This is a genomic window from Solwaraspora sp. WMMA2056, from assembly GCF_030345095.1.
Lineage (GTDB): Bacteria > Actinomycetota > Actinomycetes > Mycobacteriales > Micromonosporaceae > Micromonospora_E.
Genome location: NZ_CP128360.1, coordinates 2,194,801 through 2,216,128, shown reverse-complemented (window position 1 = coordinate 2,216,128; position 21,328 = coordinate 2,194,801). Strand labels below are relative to the sequence as shown.

The 21,328-nt window shown below is 72.7% G+C and carries 21 protein-coding genes; 16 read left to right on the top strand and 5 right to left on the bottom strand.

Annotated features, from left to right (window positions below; genetic code table 11):
• Nucleotides 1-64: 64 nt before the first annotated feature.
• Nucleotides 65-1,573 carry an HtaA domain-containing protein gene (locus O7608_RS10235; protein WP_289209715.1) on the bottom strand — a complete coding sequence of 503 codons (1,509 nt, stop codon included), beginning with the start codon at nucleotides 1,571-1,573 and terminating at the stop codon, nucleotides 65-67.
• A gap of 217 nt (nucleotides 1,574-1,790) precedes the next feature.
• Here O7608_RS10235 and O7608_RS10230 point away from each other — a divergent pair, with 217 nt between their 5' ends.
• From O7608_RS10230 to O7608_RS10200, 7 genes are read left to right on the top strand one after another with little or no spacing between them, the layout of a single operon-like run.
• On the top strand, nucleotides 1,791-2,681 hold the full coding sequence (locus O7608_RS10230; RefSeq protein WP_289209714.1) for a hypothetical protein: 891 nt from the start codon (nucleotides 1,791-1,793) through the stop codon (nucleotides 2,679-2,681).
• A complete protein-coding gene (locus O7608_RS10225; protein ID WP_289209713.1) occupies nucleotides 2,678-3,709 on the top strand; it encodes a heme/hemin ABC transporter substrate-binding protein in 1,032 nt (343 codons plus the stop codon). The genes O7608_RS10230 and O7608_RS10225 overlap by 4 nt, the downstream gene beginning before the upstream one ends.
• 5 nt (nucleotides 3,710-3,714) lie before the next feature.
• The gene (locus O7608_RS10220) at nucleotides 3,715-4,764 is read left to right on the top strand and encodes a FecCD family ABC transporter permease (protein ID WP_289209712.1); all 1,050 of its coding nucleotides are present in this window, start codon (nucleotides 3,715-3,717) and stop codon (nucleotides 4,762-4,764) included.
• Complete coding sequence (locus O7608_RS10215; RefSeq protein ID WP_289209711.1) at nucleotides 4,761-5,609, top strand: heme ABC transporter ATP-binding protein; 849 nt, start codon at nucleotides 4,761-4,763, stop codon at nucleotides 5,607-5,609. The genes O7608_RS10220 and O7608_RS10215 overlap by 4 nt, the downstream gene beginning before the upstream one ends.
• Entirely contained in the window at nucleotides 5,606-6,283 is a 678-nt protein-coding gene (locus O7608_RS10210) for a biliverdin-producing heme oxygenase (protein ID WP_289209710.1), read from the top strand. The genes O7608_RS10215 and O7608_RS10210 overlap by 4 nt, the downstream gene beginning before the upstream one ends.
• On the top strand, nucleotides 6,280-6,681 hold the full coding sequence (locus O7608_RS10205) for a DUF2470 domain-containing protein (RefSeq protein WP_289209709.1): 402 nt from the start codon (nucleotides 6,280-6,282) through the stop codon (nucleotides 6,679-6,681). Before O7608_RS10210 ends, O7608_RS10205 begins: the two co-directional genes overlap by 4 nt.
• A gap of 41 nt (nucleotides 6,682-6,722) precedes the next feature.
• Nucleotides 6,723-7,169, top strand: coding sequence for a hypothetical protein (locus O7608_RS10200; protein WP_289209708.1), 447 nt, complete (start codon nucleotides 6,723-6,725; stop codon nucleotides 7,167-7,169).
• A 25-nt stretch (nucleotides 7,170-7,194) separates the two neighbouring features.
• Here O7608_RS10200 and O7608_RS10195 read toward each other — a convergent pair whose 3' ends face one another.
• The gene (locus O7608_RS10195) at nucleotides 7,195-8,823 is read right to left on the bottom strand and encodes a PQQ-dependent sugar dehydrogenase (RefSeq protein WP_289209707.1); all 1,629 of its coding nucleotides are present in this window, start codon (nucleotides 8,821-8,823) and stop codon (nucleotides 7,195-7,197) included.
• A 114-nt stretch (nucleotides 8,824-8,937) separates the two neighbouring features.
• Between O7608_RS10195 and O7608_RS10190 the strand changes: the two genes are divergently transcribed.
• Complete coding sequence (locus tag O7608_RS10190) at nucleotides 8,938-10,095, top strand: tetratricopeptide repeat protein (protein ID WP_289209706.1); 1,158 nt, start codon at nucleotides 8,938-8,940, stop codon at nucleotides 10,093-10,095.
• Between the two features lie 60 nt (nucleotides 10,096-10,155).
• Here the strand turns inward: O7608_RS10190 and O7608_RS10185 are convergent, their stop codons facing one another.
• Nucleotides 10,156-10,425, bottom strand: coding sequence for a GlsB/YeaQ/YmgE family stress response membrane protein (locus O7608_RS10185; protein WP_289209705.1), 270 nt, complete (start codon nucleotides 10,423-10,425; stop codon nucleotides 10,156-10,158).
• 246 nt (nucleotides 10,426-10,671) lie between these two features.
• Here O7608_RS10185 and O7608_RS10180 point away from each other — a divergent pair, with 246 nt between their 5' ends.
• The 5 genes from O7608_RS10180 (at nucleotide 10,672) to O7608_RS10160 (ending at nucleotide 16,661) form a co-directional block, all read left to right on the top strand.
• On the top strand, nucleotides 10,672-11,832 hold the full coding sequence (locus O7608_RS10180; RefSeq protein ID WP_289209704.1) for an LCP family protein: 1,161 nt from the start codon (nucleotides 10,672-10,674) through the stop codon (nucleotides 11,830-11,832).
• A 110-nt stretch (nucleotides 11,833-11,942) separates the two neighbouring features.
• The gene (locus O7608_RS10175) at nucleotides 11,943-12,683 is read left to right on the top strand and encodes a Crp/Fnr family transcriptional regulator (RefSeq protein ID WP_289209703.1); all 741 of its coding nucleotides are present in this window, start codon (nucleotides 11,943-11,945) and stop codon (nucleotides 12,681-12,683) included.
• A gap of 179 nt (nucleotides 12,684-12,862) precedes the next feature.
• Nucleotides 12,863-13,741, top strand: a complete 879-nt coding sequence (locus O7608_RS10170; RefSeq protein ID WP_289209702.1) for a hypothetical protein — start codon at nucleotides 12,863-12,865, stop codon at nucleotides 13,739-13,741.
• Nucleotides 13,738-15,948 carry a hypothetical protein gene (locus tag O7608_RS10165; protein WP_289209701.1) on the top strand — a complete coding sequence of 737 codons (2,211 nt, stop codon included), beginning with the start codon at nucleotides 13,738-13,740 and terminating at the stop codon, nucleotides 15,946-15,948. The genes O7608_RS10170 and O7608_RS10165 overlap by 4 nt, the downstream gene beginning before the upstream one ends.
• A complete protein-coding gene (locus O7608_RS10160) occupies nucleotides 15,948-16,661 on the top strand; it encodes a hypothetical protein (RefSeq protein ID WP_289209700.1) in 714 nt (237 codons plus the stop codon). The genes O7608_RS10165 and O7608_RS10160 overlap by 1 nt, the downstream gene beginning before the upstream one ends.
• 43 nt (nucleotides 16,662-16,704) lie before the next feature.
• On the opposite strand, the gene O7608_RS10155 is transcribed toward O7608_RS10160, so the two are convergent.
• The gene (locus O7608_RS10155) at nucleotides 16,705-17,550 is read right to left on the bottom strand and encodes a response regulator (protein WP_502959209.1); all 846 of its coding nucleotides are present in this window, start codon (nucleotides 17,548-17,550) and stop codon (nucleotides 16,705-16,707) included.
• On the bottom strand, nucleotides 17,529-18,791 hold the full coding sequence (locus tag O7608_RS10150; protein WP_289209698.1) for a sensor histidine kinase: 1,263 nt from the start codon (nucleotides 18,789-18,791) through the stop codon (nucleotides 17,529-17,531). Before O7608_RS10150 ends, O7608_RS10155 begins: the two co-directional genes overlap by 22 nt.
• Before the next feature lie 153 nt (nucleotides 18,792-18,944).
• Here O7608_RS10150 and O7608_RS10145 point away from each other — a divergent pair, with 153 nt between their 5' ends.
• From O7608_RS10145 to O7608_RS10135, 3 genes are read left to right on the top strand one after another with little or no spacing between them, the layout of a single operon-like run.
• Nucleotides 18,945-19,844 (top strand): ATP-binding cassette domain-containing protein, encoded by a 900-nt coding sequence (locus O7608_RS10145; RefSeq protein ID WP_289210848.1) that lies wholly within the window; start codon nucleotides 18,945-18,947, stop codon nucleotides 19,842-19,844.
• Nucleotides 19,841-20,575, top strand: a complete 735-nt coding sequence (locus tag O7608_RS10140; protein ID WP_289209697.1) for an ABC transporter permease — start codon at nucleotides 19,841-19,843, stop codon at nucleotides 20,573-20,575. The genes O7608_RS10145 and O7608_RS10140 overlap by 4 nt, the downstream gene beginning before the upstream one ends.
• A complete protein-coding gene (locus O7608_RS10135) occupies nucleotides 20,562-21,275 on the top strand; it encodes a YqeB family protein (RefSeq protein WP_289209696.1) in 714 nt (237 codons plus the stop codon). Before O7608_RS10140 ends, O7608_RS10135 begins: the two co-directional genes overlap by 14 nt.
• Nucleotides 21,276-21,328 lie beyond the last annotated feature (53 nt).

Below are 21,328 nucleotides of genomic sequence, written 5' to 3'. Positions count from 1 at the left end.
TGATCCTCAGCTCAGAGGTCAGCTGGTGCTGATCCTCAGCTCAGAGGTCAGCTGGTGCTGATCCTCAGGACAGGGTCAGCGTCAGGGTCGCGGTGTAGTCACCCGGCACCGCCGCGGCCGGTACGCCGAGGTTGAGCTGCGCGCCGCAGGTGAAGCTGCCGGCGCTGGTGCCGGCCGCCGAGGTGCACAGCGCCCGGGCGGTGCCCAGGCCCGCGCCCGGTTCGGCCACCGCACCCGGGGTGACGGTGCCGGTCGTTCCGACCAGCGGATCGTCCACCGGGGACGCGCTCGGTGCCCAGCCGAGGTTGTCGGCGGCGATGGTCGCGTCGCCGGTGGCCACGAAGTCGCCGACCTGGCCGACCAGGCTCCAACCGGCGTTGGTGCCGCGCAGGTCGGACACGGTGGCGGTGTTCAGCGCACCGCTGGTGACGGCACCGTTGGCCGCCGCCGGCAGGGTGACCGACGAGCCGGCCACGCTGAGCGTGAGCGGTCCGCCGGCCAGGACGGTCGCGGCGATCTGCTGGCTGGCGTCGCCGCCACCGGCCGGTGCCGCGAAGCTGACCGGAGTGAAGGTGTCCTGGCTGCGGTCGGCGGAACCACGCGCCGCGAACGTGATCACGTAGCACTGGGTGACGGTGCAGTCGACCGCGTTGCCGTTGCGGTCGGTGTACCGGGCGCTGATCGGCAGGGTGGTGCTGAACGAGCCGTCCGGGTTCATCGTGTCCCGGGCGTCGGTCGGCGTGTTGGTGGCGTTAACCCACTTGGTGACCTGCAGAACGCTGGCGTTGGTCCAGTGTTCGTCGACCTTCGGGCCGAACGACACGTAGATGCCGGCGGCGGCGTTGGCTGCGGGGTCGAAGCCGCTGCCGGTGACGGAAATCGTCGCGCCGGCCGGGTCGACGCTGGTGTCCGGGGTGACGGTCACCGACGGCGCGCCCGGCTCACCGCCGCCGGAGGTGGCTGCGGTGAAGGAGACCGGGTCGAGCGATTCCCCGGCGGAGTAGAAGCCGGCGAAGGCGCTGGCACCCTCGGTGGTCAGGACGGCCGCCAGGGCGGTGCCGGTGATGCCGTCGGAGTCGGCGACCGGGTTGGCGTCCGTGGTGGTGAGGTCGGCGATCGTGGCCTGGGTGACGTCGACCGGCGGGAAGGCGGTGCTCTCCAGTTCGACGTCCGCCTTGAGCACCGCGGTGCCGCCGGCGACGGCCACCGTCGGGTTGGCCAGGGTGATGGTGAACATGTGTGCCGGGTAGGAGAAGACGATGGTGCCGCCGTACGTGGCGTTCGTCTCACCGGTCTCGGCGTCGTAGCTGCCGCCGGTGGCGGGGAAGGCGAAGGTGCCGTCGGCGTTGATCGACGCACCGTCACTCGCCGCGATCGGCGGGTTGCCGTTGCCCAGTGCGACGTAGTTGCGGAACGACGCCTTGAAGCCCCAGCTCAGGCTTCCCTCGGTGATGTCGGCCGGGGCGGCCACGGCGGGTGCGGCGCCGACGAGTGCGGTCGTGGCACCGAGTACGGCTGCTGCCGCCCAGGTCGCCGACCGTCGCCCCAGAGCACCTGCTCTGGTTGAGATCATCAACTGGTCCTTTCCGGATGGTTACTCACCGTGCTCAGACTCTGCTGTAGACACGGCCTGCGATCGAAGTTAGGTTAGCCATACCTAACGACGAGCGGAACCAGCGGGAGTACTTGATCTTCGACCCGGTCGGGCCCTTGTCCTGACCTGCGCTGGTGACTTAGCTTAGGCAAACCTTCATTGAGACCTCAACCGGCGACCGTCGGAAGGATCACCCATGCCTACGCCGCTGGTCAGCGGCCGTGTCGTCGCGACCGCCACCATCGCCACCATCGCCGTACTCGCCGCGCCACCTCTGGCCGCACCCGCCGCCGCCGACACCACCGCCACCGGATCCGGCGGCCAACGGCTCACCGTCTCCACGTCCAGCGGAATCAGCCGCTCCGGCCAGACCGTCACCGTGACCGGCACCGGCTACGACACCGCCAAGGGCATCTACGTCGGCTTCTGCGTGGACAACGGCGACGGGCAACTGCCGACGCCGTGCGGCGGTGGGGTCGACACCTCCGGCACCGGCGGCAGTTCGCACTGGATCTCCAGCAACCCCCCGTCGTACGGCGAAGGACTGGCCGTGCCGTACGGGGCCGGCGGGTCGTTCCAGGTCACCATCCCGCTCACCACGAAGATCGGTGACGTCGACTGCACCGTACGCACCTGCGCGGTGGTGACCCGCGCCGACCACACCCGCAGCAGCGACCGCAGCCAGGACGTACGGATCCCGGTCAGCTTCGCGGCCGCCGCCGCACCGGCGCGCACCAGCGCCGCACCCGCCGGCGGCGACCCGGCCCGTACCTCGGCCGCCCCGGCGGCGACCCGGGCCGGCACCGGGACCGCCGGCACCGCACCAGCCGACCCCACCACCGGCGGTACGGCGAGCACCGCCCCCGCCGCCACCGACGGCACCACCCTCGACGGCACCGGTACGCCGACCACCGACGACGGCACGACCACCGTCGTCGACCCGGCCGGGCTCGCCGTCACCCGGGTCAGCACCGTCGGACCGGCCGGCCAGTGGTGGCGCAGCACGCTGATCCTGCTGGCGCTCGGCGTACTCGCCCTGCTCGGACTGTCGACGGCCCGCCGCCGGACCCGCCGGAGCCGGTCGTGACCGCCCGCCGAACCCGACCGGGCCGGCTGGCCGCCCTGCTCACCGGCGCCCTGCTCGCCGGCTGCGTCGCCGCCTGCGCCACGGCCGACGCCGACCCGACCGGCACCGCCGTCAGCTGCGGCCCGGTCACCGCGACCGTCGCCGACGCCGACGTGACCCCGCTGGACCCGGCCCCCACGCCGGTGCTGCCGGTCACCGTCACCGACGCCGCCGGCGACCGGGTCACCGTCACCGACGCCAGCCGGATCCTGGCCGTCAACCTGTACGGATCCATCGCCGAGATCGTCTTCAGCCTCGGCCTCGGTGACCGGGTCGTCGGGCGGGACACCTCCACCGACTTCCCGGCCGCCGCCGACCTGCCGGTGGTCACCCCCGGCGGGCACGACCTGTCCACCGAGGCGATCATGTCGCTGGACCCGAGCGTGGTGCTGCTCGACGACAGCATCGGCCCGCCCGAAGTGCTCGACCAGCTGCGCACCGCCGGTATCCCGGTGGTCCGCATCGGCGACGAGCAGAGCCTGGCCGCCGTACCGGTGCACATCCGTGAGGTCGCGGCCGCACTCGGCGTCGCCGACGCCGGTGAGACGCTCGTCGCCCGGGTCGACGGCGAGATCGCCGCTGCCCGCGACGGCGTCGACCCCGACGCCGACCGGCCCCGGGTCGCCTTCCTCTACCTGCGCGGCACCGCCGGGGTGTACCTGATGGGCGGCAAGGGCGCCGGCTCCGACGCGATGATCGACGCCGCCGGGGGCGAGGACGCCGGCACCGCCATCGGGCTGGAACGGTTCCGGCCGCTGACCAGCGAAGGCCTGATCAACGCCGCACCGGACGTCATCCTGGTGATGACCAAGGGTCTCGAATCGGTCGGTGGCGTGGACGGGCTGGTCGCCATGCCCGGCGTCGCCCAGACCCCGGCCGGCCAGCAGCGACGGGTCGTCGACATGGACGACACCGTGCTGCTCAACTTCGGCACCCGTACCGGTAGGGCGATCCAGGCCCTCGCCCGCGCCATCCACGAATGCCGGTGAGCCCGGTGACCGCACCCGTGCTCGCGGCCCGCCGGCCGCTGCTGCTCACCGCACTCGTCGGCGCGCTGCTGGCGGTCGGAGTGGTCGCCGCCGGCACCGGCCAGGTGCAGATCGCCCCGGCCGAGGTGCTCGCCTCGGTGCTGCACCGGCTCGGCCTGGAGGTCGGCGCCCTGCCGACCGCTCCGCACGGCGAGAACGCCCTGTGGATCGTCCGCTTCCCCCGGGTCGTGCTGGCCGCGATCGTCGGCGCCGCCCTCGGCTGCGCCGGCGCGGTCATGCAGGGCGTCTTCGGCAACCCGCTGGCTGAACCCGGCGTCATCGGGGTCTCCGCCGGAGCCGCCGTCGGTGCCGCGCTGGCCATCGTCACCGGGGTCACCGCCCTCGGCGGCTGGACCCTGGCCGCCGCCGCGTTCGCCGGTGGGCTGGCCACCACCTACCTGGTCTACGCGCTGTCGCGGGCCGACGGCCGCACCGAGGTGGTCACCCTGGTGCTGACCGGGATCGCGGTCAACGCCGTCGCCGGGGCGACCATCGGACTGCTGATGTTCGTCACCGACGCCGCCGGGGTGCAGGCGATCGCCTTCTGGAACCTCGGCAGCCTGGCCCAGGCCAACTGGAACGCCGTCGCGGTCACCCTGCCCTGCCTGATCGTCGGGCTGGCCGCCGCGTTCACCTCGGCCGGCAAACTGGACCTGCTCGCCCTCGGCGAACGCTCCGCCCGCCACCTCGGCGTCGACGTGGAACGACTGCGGGTACGGCTGATCGTGGTGACCGCGCTGCTCGGTGCGGCCGCCGTCGCCTTCACCGGCGTGATCAGCTTCATCGGCCTGGTGGTGCCGCATCTGGTCCGGATGGTCGCCGGCCCCGGCCACCGGGTACTGCTGCCGGCCAGCGCGCTGGGCGGCGCGATCGTGGTGATCGCCGCCGACCTGGCCGCCCGTACCGTCGTCGAGTATCAGGAGCTGCCGCTCGGGGTGCTCACCGCCGTGGTCGGCGGCCCGGCCTTCTTCTGGCTGCTGCGCCGGACCCGCCGCCGCGCCGGAGGTTGGGGGTGACCCGGCCGCCGAGGATGCCCGCCGGGCACCCGGTCGGCACCCCACTGATCGAGGTCGACGGGCTGCGGGTACGACTCGGCGGCCGTACGGTCCTCGACGAAGTCGGCCTCGTCGTCCACACTGGCGAAGTGGTCGCCCTCGTCGGTCCCAACGGTGCCGGCAAGTCGACCCTGCTTGCCGTCGTCGGCGGTGACGTGTCGCCGACCGCCGGGACGGTCCGCGTCGACGGTGCCGCGCTGAACGCCTGGACGCCGGTCGAGCTGGCGTTGCGGCGGGCGGTACTGACCCAACGCAGCGTCCTGTCGTTCCCGTTCACCGTCGCCGAGGTGGTCCGGATGGGCCGGGCACCGTGGGCCGGGTCGGCCGCCGAGGCCTCCGACGACGAGATCGTCGACGACTGTCTGCGGGCCACCGACGTGGCGCAGTTCGCCGGCCGTACCTTCACCTCGCTCTCCGGCGGGGAGCAGGCCCGCGCCGCGCTGGCCCGGGTGCTCGCCCAGCGCGCGACCGCGCTGCTGCTCGACGAGCCGACCGCCGCGCTCGACCTGCACCATCAGGAGCTGGTGCTGCGGATCGCCCGGGCGCGGGCCGCCGCCGGTGACGCGGTCGTGGTGGTGCTGCACGACCTCGGCCTGGCCGGCGCCTACGCGGACCGGATCGCGCTGCTGTCGGCCGGCCGGCTGCGGGCCGTCGGACCACCGGCCGAGGTGCTCACCGGCGACCTGCTCAGCGAGGTGTACCGGCACGACATCGAAGTGCTGACGCACCCTGGCACCGGGCTGCCGCTGGTCGTCCCGAGACGGCAGGGCCTGACCGTCGACAACTGGAAGGAACCCCCACGATGAGCGACACCTTCTCCGCCCGGCTGCGGGCGGCCAGCTGGCAGGACCATCAGGCGGCCGAGTCACAGCGGTACGTCTCCGCGCTGGTCGCCGGGGAGCTGCCCCGCGAGCGCTACACCGACCTGGTCGCCCAGCACTACTTCATCTACCAGGTGCTGGAGGAGGCGGCGGAGGCGATGCGCGACGACCTGGTCGCCGGCGGCTTCGTCGACGACCGGCTGACCCGGTTGCCGGCGCTCGAAGCCGACCTGGCGTTCCTGCTCGGCCCGGACTGGGCCGGCCGGATCAGCCCGAACCTGGCGACCCGCCGCTACGTCGCCCGGATGCAGGAAATCTGTTTCACCTTCGCGCCGGCGTTCGTCGCCCACCACTACACCCGTTATCTCGGCGACCTCTCCGGTGGGTTGTACATCGGTCGGCAGGTGGCGCGGGCCTACGACCTGACCCCGGCGGGCGGGGTGGCGTTCTACCACTTCGCCGGCATCGACGACGCCCGCGCCTACAAGGACGCGTACCGGGCCCGGCTGGATGCCCTGCCGTTGGACGTCACGGCGGAGGCCGCCCTGGTCGGCGAGGTCGCCGTGGCGTACCGGCACAACACGGCGGTCCTCGCCGAGCTGGGCCACGACGGCGACCCGAAGCCGGCGACGCCGGAGTCGATGGAGTCGGCGGCGTGACCGCGGCGCACGACCGGCCACAGGACCAGCCGCAGGAACAGCCGGCCGACCAGCCGCAGGAACAGCCGGCCGACCGGCCGCAGGACCGGTCCGTCGGTCCGTTCACCCCGGACGTCGTCGCTCAGATCGCCCACCACATGAACGACGACCACGCGGCGGACTCACTGCTGATCTGCCGTTCGCTCGGCGGCGCGCCGGCCGCCAGCGCGGCCCGGATGACCGGGCTGGACGCCGACGGGATCGACTTCGCCGCCACCATCGACGAGGCCGAGGTCCCACTGCGGGTGCCGTTCGCGTACCGGTTGACCGAGCGGGCGCAGGTCCGCCGGGAGGTGGTCCGGATGTACCAGGAGGCGTGCGCCCAGCTGGGCGTACCGGCCCGCCACGCAGAGTCCTGACACGCCGCACCGCATCACCTACTCTGTGCAACCATCACCGCATGGCGCAGACGCGACGCAGCGGTCTCTCCGCAGCGCTGACCCTGGCGGTCGTCGCGCTGCTGGCACTCGGCGGATGCACCGGCATCGGAATCGGCGAGGCCCCTGAGTCGGGCACGGCCACCTACTCGGCGTGGGGGCTCAACGAGGCGTCGAGCGCGCTGACCGGCTCCGACCGGATGATCGTGCTCAACGGCGACCGGCAGCGCAGCGAGCAGGAGTTCTTCCAGGTCAGCGGAGTCTGGGGGCCGGACGGATTCACCCTCGACGAGTCGTCGGCGACGAAGGTCCGGGCACTGGCGGGACAGTTGCCCGACCGCACCGGCGATCCGGACTGCCACCGGCTGGTGCTGGTCAACCACGGATTCTTCGGCGGTGGTGCGATCGCCGTGCTGGACCCGCAGGCCTTCGCCCCCGGTGAGCCGGTCGTCGCCAGGCCGTTGACCTGACCCGACCGGCCCACCCTGGCGGGCGTCAGCCGACCGGTGCCGGCGCGCAGGGCGCGCCGTTGAGCGTGAAGTCGGTCGGGGCCGGGCCGGCACCACCGCCGGTGCCGCTGGCCCCGAGGAACCCGAAGGCGACCCTGCCGCCGGCTGGGATCGTCCCGTTCCAGGCCGCGTTCGTCGCGGTCACCGCCGGGCCGACCTGCGTCGCCACCGCGTTCCAGGCGACCGCGACCCGCTGGTCGCCGGCAAAGGTCCAGCCGACGGACCAGCCGTCGACCGGTTCGTCGCCGGTGTTGACGACCGTGACCGAGGTGCTGAAGCCCGCACCCCAGTCGCTGTCCACCCGGTACCCGACCTGGCAGCCGGGCTCCGGCTCCGGTGCGCCGAACGAGATCCGGTGCAGCTGCCCCGGCAGGTCGTTGACCAGGTAGAACTCGCCGTCGGCGGCCACTCCGATCGAGGTGGGTTGGATCGGCAGTTCGCCGATGACCGCCGTGTCGTACCCGCCGTCGACCCTCGGTCGGACCGCGTACGCCGTCGCCGAGCAGTAGTCGGTGGCCAGGTAGGTCCCGGCGGCGATGTCGGCCGACGCACTGCCCCGGTAGACGTGCCCACCGATCACCGCGCAGCCGCCGACCGAGGTCTGGTAGTGAAAGACCGGGTCGACGTAGTCGGCGGCCGGGTCGCAGCGCTGCGGGTCGAACTCGACCGGGCCCTCCCGGCAGGACCAGCCGAGATTGGCGCCGGGCTGCCCCCGCAGGTGGTTGACCTCCTCGTACCGGCCCTGGCCGACGTCGGCGATCCACAGCGAGCCGTCGGCCGGGTCGACCGAGAAGCGCCAGGGGTTGCGCAGCCCGTACGCCCAGATCTCGGCGCGGGCGTCGGCGTCGCCGACGAACGGGTTGTCCGCCGGTACGCAGTACGCCAGCTCGCCGCAGCGGGCCGAGACGTCGATCCGCAGGATCTTGCCGAGCAGGGTGCCGAGGTCCTGCCCGGTGCCGAGCACGTCGTCGGCTCCGCCGCCGTCGCCGATGCTCCAGTACAGGTAGCCGTCGGTGCCGAACGCCAGCTGGCCGCCGTTGTGGTTGGCGAACTCGGCGTGCGGCTGGGCGAGGACGACTTCCACCTCGTCCACCGGTACCGGCTGCTGGCCGGGGTCGTCGAGGGCGATCCGTGCCAGGGTGACCGCCCCGTCGGGCAACGCCGTGTACGCCAGGTAGATCACCGGGTCGGTGGCGAAGTCCGGTGAGGTGGCGATGCCGAGCAGGCCACGCTCGTTTCCGCTGGTGTCGACCCGGTCGCCGAGGTCGAGCAGCGGTGCGGCGGCGAGGCCGGTGTCCGGGTGGTAGACCCGCACCCGGCCGGTCTTCTCGGTGATGAAGAGTCGGTCGCTGTCGTCGTCGGGTGCGACCATCGCGGTCGGGCGCTGCAGTCCGAAGGCGACCTGCGTGGTGGTCACGGTGAGCTGGTCGAGCGGTACGGCGAGCGGACCGACGTGCGCGTCGGTGTGCGGCGCCGCCAGCGGCGCCACGTGCGGATCGGTGTACGGCGTGGCGTGGCCGGCGGCGGGGGTCAGCATCAGCAGCGACGTCGCGACGAGGACCGTGCCCGCGCGGCGGGCCACCGACCCGAGATATCGAGGCTTTCTCATATTCATGTCGGTCAGCCTATGGCCGACCGGTCGATCGCCACACCCCCATCGACCGGGCGGCGCATCAGTTTGGCCACTTAGAGTAGTCAATCACGCGCACAGTGTGGTTACGCTGGGTACATGGAGCCGGCCACCCCCGACCCGATCCAGATCGCCGAACTGATCATCGCCTGGTCCGGTGGGATAATTGCGGCTTTTGCACTACTGGTCACCGCGTTGACAGTCGTCTTCGTGCTGGCGGGTTTCGTCGGAGTCCGGGAACTACGCACCATCCGGCGCACCGGGGCCCGCGCCCGGCTCGAACTGGACCGGCAACGGGTCGTCGCCCAGGAGATCGTCGCCCAGGCCGACCGGGCGATCCTGCAGGCCGAGACGCTGTCCGGGCAGACCGACACGCTGGTCGGCCGGGTCGAGACCGCCGTCACCCGTGCCGAACGTCAGTCCGAGCAGGTCCACCTGCTCATCGAGGACATGCAGTCACGGCTGAGCGACTTCGACCACCGGCTGACCACCCAGGTCGAGGTCTCCTACCTGTTCAACCTCGGTGAGGCCGCCTACTGGGAGGGCTACTACGAGAAGGCGGTGGAGTGCCTGCGCCGGGCGGTGGAGCTCGACCCGCGCAACCCACGGGTGCGCTACCGACTGGGCCGGTCACTGACCAACCTCGGCGAGGACGCCGCCGCCGAGGAGGAGCTCACCACCGCGATGGCGTACAAACTGCCGGCGGACGCGACCGAGCGGGCCCTGGCCCTGCTGCACCGCTACGCCCACCCCGACCGGGCACTCGCGTACGCACGCAGCGCCACCAAACACGGCCCCGACGACGCCCAGAACTGGAACTGCCTCGGTCTGCTGCTGCGCGACAACGGTGACTTCACCACCGCGCGCGACGCCCACCAGCAGGCCAACCGGCTGGACCACGAACTGGTCGCGACGCCGTTCTTCCTCGCCCTGCTCGCCGCCCAGGCGCAGGCGCTGCCACACGCCCGGGACCGCTCGGCCGAGGCGATCAACCGGCTCGACTCCAGTGAACGCCGGGCGAAGATCAAGCCGATGTGGACCTCGCTGATCCGCTGGACCGACGAGGTGCTGCGGGGCAACTACGCCGAGGCCGACCTGCACGCGGCGGTGCTCTACCAGACCTGCCAGTCGACCCGCCGGGCCCGGGAGATCTGCGACCACATGGACTTCCTGCTGCGGGCCCTGGCCCGGGAGGAACACCGCGAACGCTATCTCGGCGCCATCGAGCGCACCTGGCTGACCGGCCGCGTCGGCTGACGCTGCGGACCGTCGGCTGACGTCAGGACTTACGGCGGGCGTCAGGACTTACGGCTGACGTCAGGACTTGCGGCGGGCGCTGGCACCGGAGATGACCGCCACCCCGGCGGCGGCGAGGCCGACCTGCAGCGCCAACTCGATCCAGTCGGGCCCCCGGGTGTCGGCCACCCCGATCAGACTCGCGACGAGCGTGCCGAGCAGGGCTGCCACCACCCCGATCAGCAGCGTCACCCAGATCTTCAGATCCTGCTTGCCGGGCACCACCAGCCGCCCGAGCGCCCCGACGATGAGACCGATGATCAGTGCCGAGAAGATGCCGCCGATTTCCATCTGCTGCCTCCTTGTGCCGCCTGACCGGGTTGGCCGGCCCTTCCACCATGCCAGAACCAGACAACCACCAGGCAACCACCGGATGGCCACCGACACCAGGGCCGGTCGACCCTCCGCCGCCGCGTCCAAACACAGTGGACTGTTTCACGACATGGTACTTCTCAGTGAATTCGCAGCTTGACGACGTAGGGTCGGGGGTAAGACATCGGTGTCCTGGCCCCGTCACCCCTCGACTGGAGCATTGGCATGTCGGCACCGGGCGCAACCACCAGCGCACCGAGCAGCCCCCCGACCGCGCAAGCGTCGCGACCGCAACGGCGTACCCCGATCTGGGCGGTGCTGACCGTGGTCGTCGGCAGCCTGCTGATGGCGACCAGCGCCGCCGCCCTGGTCACCAGCCGGGTCCTCGTCGAGCGCTACACCGGTCAGATCCAGCAGCAGGACCTGCTGGCCGGCGCGGCACGGCTGCCGGCACAGGACGAGGAGCCGGGCGAGGCACTCGACGGACCGGTCACGATGCTGCTGCTCGGCGTCGACGAGCGGGGCAGCCGCCCCGGCGAGATGCGGTCCGACACGATCATCATTTTGCACATCCCGGAAACCCACGACCAGGCGTACCTGATCTCGGTGCCCCGGGACACCTGGGTCGAGGTGCCGGCGTTCGCACCGAGCGACCATCCCGGCGGCGAGTCGAAGATCACCGACGCGTTCTTCGCCGGATCCCGCAACGGTGCCGGCCGGGCCGGCGGGGCCCAGCTCGTCGCACTCACCCTCAAGGAGCTCACCGGGATCGAGTTCGACGGTGCCGCGATCATCGACTTCGGCGGCTTCCGCGACGTGATCGACGCGCTCGGTGGCGTCGAGATGTGCGTCGACCAGCGGGTCATGTCGCAGCACATGCGCCTGGTCGACGGCACGCCGACGTGGCTGGCCGAGGCCCGTGAGGTGGGCGGCGGCGAGGAGCTCTGGCACGAGGTGGGCTGCAAGCGGATGGCCGGCTGGGAGGCCCTCGACTACTCCCGCCAGCGGTACGGCCTACCCAACGGCGACTACGACCGGCAACGCCACCAGCGACAGCTGATCAAGGCCATGGTGCAGGAGGCCAGCAGCACCGGCGTACTGACCGACCTGGCCAGGATCGACCGGGTGATCACGGCGGCGGGCAAAGCGTTCGTCCTCGACACCGGCGGGATCCCCATCGCGGATTTCGTGTTCACCCTGCGCGGGGTCACCGCCAATGACCTGATCATGGTGAAGACCAACGGCGGCGAGTTCAACCCGGCCGGATTCAGCAGTACGGCGGCCGAGCGGCTCACCCCGGAGAGCCTGGAGATGTTCGACGCCGTCCGCGCCGGCACCCTCGACGATTACCTGCTGGCCAATCCCGACGCCGTCCAGCAGGACTGACGTCGGACCGCTGCCGCGTCCGTACGGGTGGGGGAAATTGTCCCTACGACACCCGCGGACATACGTCACCGTGATTTCCTCCGTTCCGTCCACATCGGTACGGTGTGCGCATGGCCGCCGCATACCCGGTACGGGTCAGCTTCACCGATCACATCACCGCCACCGACTGGCAGGCGCTGCAGCAGGCCGGTCAGCTCGTGCAGATCCGGCGCAGACAGGGGCTTTTCCTGCAGGACGACCAGAGCCGCGACGTCTTCGTCCTGGTCTCCGGTGCGGCCAAGGTGTACCGCACCGAAGCCAACGGCAGTGAAACCATGTTGACCGTACGCTCCACCGGCGACCTGCTGGGCGACATCGCGGCGCTGGACGGAACGCCCCGGTCGGCCAGTGTCTCGGTGCTCAGTCAGATGACCGCCCGCAAACTCACCAACGAACAGTTCCTCACTCTGGTCGAGGAGCGGGGGCTGCACGTGGCGCTGCGCCGGTACACCAACGCGCGACTACGCGAGTCCGACGAACAACGCGTGGAGATCGCCTCCCTGCCGGTGCCACAACGGCTGGTCCGGGCCCTGTTGCGACTCGCGAAGGCGGGCCCGGACGGACCCCGCCGGGCCGTCCTCGATCTCGGCATCTCCCAGGACGGCCTGGCGCAGTTGATCGGCGCCTCCCGCAACGCGGTGGTAACCGCGATCAGCGAATTGCGTCGCGACGGCCTGCTGCGCACCGCACCACGCCGCTTCGAATTACTCGACGTCGATCGACTCGCGACCATCGGATACCGCGCCCGGCCGTACGACGACAACGGACGACGACAGCCGCGCCCCGACGACGACCCGGACCGCCGCCGCTGACCGAACAGGTCGACGGCACCCCCAACTGTCGATCAAGTAGCGCCCTGTTCAGGCGGCTGCGGTCCGTCGAGGGTGCATAGTCGCCGGCAAATAGCGACTGTGCCCACTGGATGGCAGAGATCAGTGCCGGATCCTCGGCAGGATGCGAGGCCGACGATCTCGAAGCGACAGGAGCACCAGTGGTCGCCATACCTGCGCCATTCACCACCACCAGGGAACTGCCCCCGTACACCGGCGTCCTCGCGGTCGACGCGTTGGGCTTCACCACCGAGCCCGGCAGCACCCACCAGCACATCAGCCACCTGATTCCGCAGCTCGTCCGCCAGGCGTTCGACGAGTCCGGCGTGGGCGAGGCATGGCAGTCGCCGCCGTTCTTCGCCAACACCGGTGACGGGCTCGCCATCGGCGTACCGACCAGGCTGCTGCCCGCGCTGGTCCATCCGTTCCTCGCCGTCCTGCAGCAGGTGCTGACGAACCACAACGCCACGGTCCTGCGTGGTCAGCCGGTCATCCGGCTACGGGTCAGCCTGCACGTCGGCCCGCTGCCGGTCGACCCGGACCGGCCCGAGTACTCGGGAAACGGCACCGCCCGCAACGACACCCACCGGCTGCTGGACTCCGACGCCGTCCGGATCATGCTGGCCGCCGCCGAACCGTCGGTCACCCACGTCGCGGCGATCCTGTCCGACCGGGTCTTCTGCGACGTCGTCCGGGACGGCTACACCAGCCGGCACCCGGACCATTTCATCGAGGTCGCGGCGAGCGTGCCGGGCAAGGGATTCAGCCAGCGTGCCTGGCTGTACGTGCCGGAGCCGTCCGGCAGCCTGCTGGCGGCCCCCCGGTTCGCGGTGCAGCCGGCCGGGCAGCCGGCCGGGCCGGAGCAGGACCAGGCCGGGTCGGCCCAGCCCACCGGCGCGGACGCGGGCCGGGAGCCGGGCGCCGACCCGCGACGGGCCCCGGACCAACGGGGTGAGCTACGGATCCGGCGCAACTCCGGGCAGGCCGCCAACCAGGTCAACGGCGGGATGTGGCAGTCCCGGGGTGGGCGTACCGGATGACACTGACCGACGGACTCGACGATCTGCTCGACGACGACCTGCTCGGTGCCGACGAACTCGGCCCGGAGCCGGCCGCCAGCGTCGCCGTCACCCACAACGACGGGCAGGTCGCCCACACCGTCTACGGCGGACTCCACCAGTACGTGCAGCGGGTCCGTGACTACCACGAGCTCAGCCCCGACTTCGTACGGGACCGGCTCGACGGCTTTGTCGACCCCGGCTACCACACCGTCGGCGGCGACCGGCTCGACGGCGACGGCGCGCTCACCCTGCTGCGCCGCTACGGCGGAGCGATCCTGGTCGGCGGGCCCGGCACCGGCCGGTACACGGCGGCGCTGCGCCTGCTGCAGGGCACCGGACAACAGCTGCGGGAGATCCGCCCGACGTACGATCCGGCGCGGCAGGAGCAGCTGACCGTCGCCGAGCTGCCGGTCGCGACGGGCTTCGCGTACCTGCTGGAACTGCCCGAACAGGCCCACCACATCCAGTACGGCTTCGCCCGCGACCTGGGTGCCTACTGCGCCAGCCTGGCGCGCCGCGGGTCCAGCGTCGCGGTCACCGTCACCGAGGCGACGTGGGCCCAGCTCGGTGCGGTACGCGACGGCCCGGTACTGCGGGTCGGCGTACCCCCGCCGGGTCAGGTCCTCGGGTTACGGCTGCGCCGGTTGCGCCCCGACCTGGATCTGCGCTGGCTGGTCGACGACCCGCAGGTGGTCGAGCTGCTGGCCGCAGCGGCACCGGCCGAGGCGGTACGGCTGGCGCAGCTCGCCGCCGACGTGCTGGCCGTGACGGTCGGGCCGGTGGCCGCCGACTCGCCGGCCGGCAAGGAGGTCGTCGCCGCGCTGCTCTCGGCGTACCACAACTGGGAGGCCGAGCTGACCACCTGGTTCCACCAGCACCCGGATCCGCACCACCGCGCCTTCCTGGTGGCCGCCGCCGCGTTGGAGGGTTCCCGCGCCGGGCGGGTGCTGGCCGCCGCCGAGGCGCTCGACGCCCGACTCACCGACCCCGCACAGCCTGCCGGGCTGCGCCGCGACGGCGTACGGGCCCTCGTCGCCGCGGTCGACGCCGACCTCGGCCCCGATCACGTGGTCCGGTTCCGCCGGGCCCGGTACGCCGAGGCGGTGCTCGACTTCGTCATCACCGACCGGGCCGACACCTTCCAGACGGAGCTGTGGCGGTGGGTGGCCGACCTGCCGGTGCGAGGTGACCAGCAGCGGTCCAGCGTGGACCGGACACTGGCCGCCCGCAGCGCCGAAATGGTCCTGCACACGGCGCTGCGGCGACGTGCCCCGGAGGTCCTCGGCCAGGTGGCGTCGCCCTGGAGCCGCCGGGCCGAGCTGCGTGCCACGCTGGTGCAGATCCTCGGCATCGCCGCGCTCAGCCCGGAAATCGGTGCGGCGGTCCGCCAGCACCTCTACCGCTGGGCGCACTCGGGCGGCCGACCCCAGCTGCTGATCACCGTGGCCGAGGTGTGCGGCGGTCAGCTCGCCGACTTCTACGTCGAGCAGGCCATGGTGCGGCTGAGCCATCTGGCCCGGCACGGGCTGGTCGAGGTCGACGACGCGGTGCTCGCCGCGCTCGCCGCCCTCTGGCAGCGGTCCCGGCTGCGACAGCCGGTGCTGCTGCGGCTGGCCCACTGGCTGGCCGGCGATCAGCCGCAACGGGCAGCGCTCGCCGCCCGCGCGCTGGAGCGCCTGGGCCGCCCGCCGGGCACCGGCCCCGCCGGAGACCCGGCCGGCGGCGACGCGGACGACACCGTCGGTGCTCCGGCCGCAACGGACGACACCGCCGCCGGTGACACCGTCGGTACCGCGCCGCTTCGGGTACGGCGGCCGGACGCGGTACTCACCGAGGTCGTCGACGCGGCGGTGGCGGTGCAGGACGACGTCGGCATGGCGCTGGGTCGGGCGTTGGACGCCCGGCAACTGCCGGACGGCATCGAGACGCTGCTGCACCGCTGGTTCGACGACGCCGCCGCCGACCCGGAGATCGTCGGCACCCTGACCCACGTGCTCGGCCGTACCGTCACCGCCGGTCCGGCCGCCGGCCGCCGGGTGGCCCGGTTGCGGGCGCTGCTGGCCGCCTGGCCGACCAGCGACGACCCGGCCCGCCAGGCGGTGCTGCGGCGGCACCTCGTTCATCAGCTGCACCGTGCGGACCCGATCACGGCCCGCCGGCTCTCCCGCCCTTCCCAGGAGCTGTGATGCCCGGATTCCTCGACCTGTTCCGCGCCCCCGTGCCGCCCGTCCCTGCGCCCCCGCCGGCCCAGGACGTCTTCACCGACCGGCTGCCGGCCGCCCTGGCCGGCACCGAGTTCGTCGCCACCTTCACCGCCGCCTGGCAGCCGCTGCGCCCCAGTGACCGGGCGGCGGCCACGCTGCGCTGGTGTCTGCTCGACGCCGCCCGCCGGATCGCCGCCAACCGCAAGGTCACCGAGCGGACCATGCTGGAGGCCGAGCTCAACACCCGGATGCCGCAGGTGGACCTGACCGCCTCGCATCTACGGCTGTTGAGCTGCACGATCAGCCTCAAGGTGGACAGCGAGGCCGAGCAGGACACCAAGATGGTCGACAAACTCAGCCGGGAACTGCGGTTGCAGCGCATGCGTCACCAACTGGAGCAGGAGCAGATGACGTACCTGCGGGAGCGGGTGCTCACCGATCCGACGACCGCCCGCTGCTACTGGCTGGCGCACCATCCGGGCACCTTGGAGCCGCTGCTCGACGACACCTTCGAACGGGTCGCGACGAAGCTGACCGGCGGCACCGACCAGCAGGGTTCGGTGATCGCCGAGACGGTGCACGACTTCGTCGGCGGGCTCAGCCCGGAGGAACGCCGCTACCTGCTGGACCGCCTCGGCGACGTCTTCGTCTCCTTCGACCGGGGCGACCTCGCCGGCCGGGTGCTCGACGCCTGACCGGTGCCACGGGTGCCGGACGGTATCCACGTCACCGGCGTCGTCAGCACAGGTCGGCGTCGTGCACCAGCAGCGCGACCTGCACCCGGTTGTTCAGCTCCAGCCGGGCCAGCAGCCGGGACACGTACGCCTTGACCGTCGCGACGCTCATGAACAGCTCGGCGGCGATCTCCGCGTTGGACCGGCCCTGGCCGACCGCGACGGCGACGTCGCGTTCCCGTGGGCTCAGCTGGTCCAGGAGTCGGCGGGCGCGGTCCCGGCGCCCGGCCTGCTCCCGCTGCGGTCCCGGCCGCCGCCCGACGGCGGTGGCCGGGACCGCGTGCGGCCCGACTGCGGTGGCCGGGACACCGGACGGCCCGACGGCGGTGGCCGGGTCGGCAGGCAGTCCCGCCACATGGGTGATGAGCCGGCGGATGACCGCCGGGGAGAGCATCGGCTCCCCGGCGTGCACCCGACGCACGGCGGCGACGATCTCCGCCGGTGGGGTGTCCTTGAGCAGGAAGCCGCTGGCCCCGGCCCGTAACGCCCGCAGCACGTACTCGTCGGCGTCGAACGTGGTCAGCACCACCACCTGGGGCGCGTCGGGCCGGGCGCGCAGCGCCTCGGTGGCGGCCAGCCCGTCGACCTGCGGCATCCGGATGTCCATCAGCACCACGTCCGGTCGGCAGGCGGCGACCGCCGCCGGCACCTCGGCACCGTCGCCGGCCTCACCGACGACCCGCAGCTCGGCCGCGCCGCCGAGGATCATCGACAGGCCGGCCCGGACCAGCGGATCGTCGTCGACGATCAGGACCCTGATCACAGCCGGTCCGGTCGGGCCGGTCCGGCCGGCCGCCGCCGGCGGGTCCGCCGCGTCGGATGCCGGTGTCACGTCGGCCACGGCAGCCAGACGGCGAGTCGGAAGTCACCGGTTTCGGTCGGACCGTGGACCAGCCGGCCACCGGCCAGGGCGGCGCGTTCGGCGAGGCCGACCAGCCCGGTACCGGTGCCCGGAATGGCGGTGGCCGCCGGTGCCAGCGGCTTACGGTTGACGACCTCGATGGTCAGCCCGTCACCGGGCCGACCGGTCATGGTGACCCGGGCCGCCGCACCGGGGGCATGCTTACGGGAGTTGGTCAGGCCCTCCTGCACGATCCGGTACGCCGTACGGCCGAGCCCGGTCGGCAGTTCCGGCGCGCCGTCGATCCGGTCGACCAGACGTACCCGGGCGCCGGCCTGCCGGGACTCGTCGACCAGGGCCGGAAGGTCGGCCAGGGTCGGCTGGGGAGGTTGGGGAGGCTGGGACGGCTCCGCCGGTCGGTCGTCCGGGGCAGGGTCGGTGCGCAGTACGCCGATCACCTCCCGCAGGTCCTGCAGCGCCTGATGGGCGGTCACCCGGATCACCCCGGCGGCCCGGGTGACCTCCTCACGGGGCGCGTCCGGGCGGAACTCCAACGCCCCGGCGTGCAGGCTGAGCAGGGATATCCGGTGCGCCAGGACGTCGTGCATCTCCCGGGCGATCCGGGTGCGTTCCAACTGCCGGGCCTGGCTGACCCGGAGCTGCTGCTCGGCCTCGGCGCGGTGGGCCCGGTCCCGCAGCGACAGGATCAGCTGCCGGCGGGCCCGCACGAACATCCCCCAGGCGAGCACGGCCCCGAGCACCAGACCGGTGAAGCTCACCGCCCCGATCAGGCTCAGATCCGGGTCGGGGTAGACCAGGTAGTACACCGGCGCGAGCACCAGGTGCCCGGCGGTCGCCGCCGCCGCGATCAGGAACGGCCGGTGCACCGCCAGGGTGAACAGCAGCACCAGCAGCGCGATACCGCCGGTCACCGACAGCAGCCCGACCGGCGCGGCCAGCACCACCAACGCCAACGGCCAGCGTCGGCGTACCCAGATCGCCGCGCAGCCGACCAGCCCGAGCGCCACGTCGAGGCGGTACAGCCAGTCCGACGACGGCCCGGCGGCGGTCATCGTGGGCTGCGGCTGCCGCAGGTCCCAGGCCGCCCAGACCAGGTAGGCGACGGCGAGCCCGAACGCGACACCGTCGACGATCCAGTCGCGGGTGCTGCGCCGCCGGGTGCCGGCCGGCTCGGCGACCAGTGCCGCAGGCAGCAGCCAGGGGTTCTCCGGAGCCGGCACCGCACTCATCCGCCCAGCGTACGGAACCGGCGCCGACCCGCGACAGCGACCAAAGTCGGCACCGGAGCACCGACCAAAGTTCATCCGACAATGGTCCGACGACGCCCCGGGATCGACCGTCGGCCGCTGCGCCGGCGGCTGCCCGACCGCGACGCTGGTGCGGTGATCGAGATACGCAACCTCACCAAACGGTACGGGCGGCAGGTCGCCGTCGACGACGTGTCGTTCGCCTGCGCTGCGGGCACGGTGACCGGATTCCTCGGGCCGAACGGCGCCGGCAAGTCCACCACGCTGCGGATGCTCTGCGGCCTGGCCGCCGCCTCGGCCGGCTCCGCCACCGTCGACGGGGTGCCGTACCGGCGGCTGACCGATCCGGGGCGGGTGGTCGGCGTACTGCTGGACGCGGCGGCGATGCACCCGGGCCGCAGCGGCCGGGAGACGCTGACCGTCGCGGCGCTGGCCATGGGGGTGCCGGGCCGACGGGTCGGTGAACTGCTCGACCAGGTCGGGCTCAACCAGGCGGCGGCCCGTCGCCGGGTGCGGGCCTACTCGCTGGGGATGCGCCAGCGGCTCGGCCTGGCGCACGCGCTGCTCGGCGAGCCCCGGGTGCTGGTCCTCGACGAGCCGGCGAACGGGCTGGATCCGGAGGGCATCTTCTGGATGCGGGAGCTGCTGCGGGACTTCGCCGACCGGGGCGGCACGGTGCTGCTCTCCTCCCATCTGCTGCGGGAGGTGGAGGCGGTGGCGGACCGGCTGGTGGTGATCGGGGGTGGCCGGATCGTCGCCGACGGCGACAAGGCGGAGCTGCTCGCCGGCGACGCCGGCACCCTGGTCCGGGCCCGGGACCCGCAGGCGTTGCGGGCGGCGCTGCACCGGGCCGGCCTGGCCGTCGACGAGGTCGACGGCCGGCTGCTGGTGCAGGCCGGACCGGAGGCGGTCGGTCAGGTCGCGGCGCAGATCGGTGCCGTGCTGCTGGAGCTGCGGCCGGCGGACAACGGCGGCCTGGAGCAGATGTTCCTGGCCCTGACCGCAGGTGACTCGGTACGGGAGGCGGTCCGATGAACGCACTGTGGTGGCGGCTGATCCTGGTCGAGCTGCGCAAGATGCTCGACACCCGGGCCGGTTCGTGGCTGCTCGGGGCGATCGGGCTGTCGACGGCGGCGATCGTCACCGTGATGGTGATCTTCGCCGAGCCGGCCGAGCAGACCTTCGCGACCTTGTTCGTGCTGGCGCTGCTGCCGGTCGCGTTCCTGCTGCCGGTCCTGGGGGTGCTGCTGGTGACGACCGAATGGTCGCAGCGCACCGCGTTGACCACCTTCGCGCTGGTGCCGGTACGCCACCGGGTGCTGGCGGCGAAGCTGGCCGCGGCGGTCGTCGCCTCGGTCGCCTCGGTGCTGACCAGCCTGGCGTCGGCGGCGGCCGGGATGGCGGTCGCGTCGGCGACCGGCGGCACCGGCAGCTGGCGGATCGAGGCGGCGCTGATCGGCTACGCCGCCCTGTTCCAGGTGATCAACGTGGTGATGGGGGTGGCGTTCGGCATGCTGCTGCTGAACACCCCGGTCGCGATCGTGCTGCTGCTGTTGCTGCCGACGGTGTGGACCGTCCTCGGCGGCATCGTCGTACGGCTGCGCGGCGTCGCCGAGTGGCTGGACCTCACGTTGACCACCGAGCCGCTGCTGACCGCCGAGGTGACCGCCGGGCAGTGGGCCCGGTTGGCCACGTCGGTGGCGGCCTGGGTGCTGCTGCCGCTGGTCGCCGGGATGCTGCGGATCCAGCGCCGTGACATCGCCTGACCCTGATGGTGCCGGCACCGTCGTGGGGCCCGGTCCCGGGCAGCGGTACGGCGTGGCCGTCCTGCTCGCCGGGCTCGGCGCCGGGGTCGGCGCACTGGTCAAGCCGGTTGCCGGCTGGGCGCTGAGCCTGCCCTGGGTGCCGTTGGCCGGCCCGCTGCGCCTGATCGACGCGGTGCCGCCGGTGCCGGCGTTGATCGGCGGGGTGCTGCTGGGGGTCGTCGCCGGCCTGGTGCTGGCCGCCGCCGACGCCGACGAACATCTGTCCGTCGTGGTCGGCCGGGACCGGTTGACGTTGCGGCGCGGCGAGTTCCAGGCGACGGTACGCCGAAGCGAGGTCGGTGCGGTGTTCCTGGACGGCACCAGGTTGGTGGTGCTCGGCCACCGTGGCGAGGAACTGTGTTCCCGGGCGGGTGACGTCCCGGCCGCGCGGCTCGATGCCACGTTGACCCGGTACGGCTACCCGTGGCGGCCCGACGGTGATCCGTACCGGTCGGCGTACCGCCTGTGGGTGCCCGGCCTGCCGGGGCTGCCCGCCGGCGCGGACGCGCTGTTCACCGCCCGCCAGCGCGCCCTGGACCGCGACGACCGGGCCGAGGCGGAGCTGCTGCGCACCGAACTGGCCACGATGGAGGTCGTGGTCCGCGACGAGGTCGTGCCGCAGGTCGGGCGGCGGCAGTTCTGCCGGGTGGCCACCGGCTGATCGTCGTTACCGGACCCGGCGGGCGAGGTGACGGCGTTACCGGGGACGCGCCG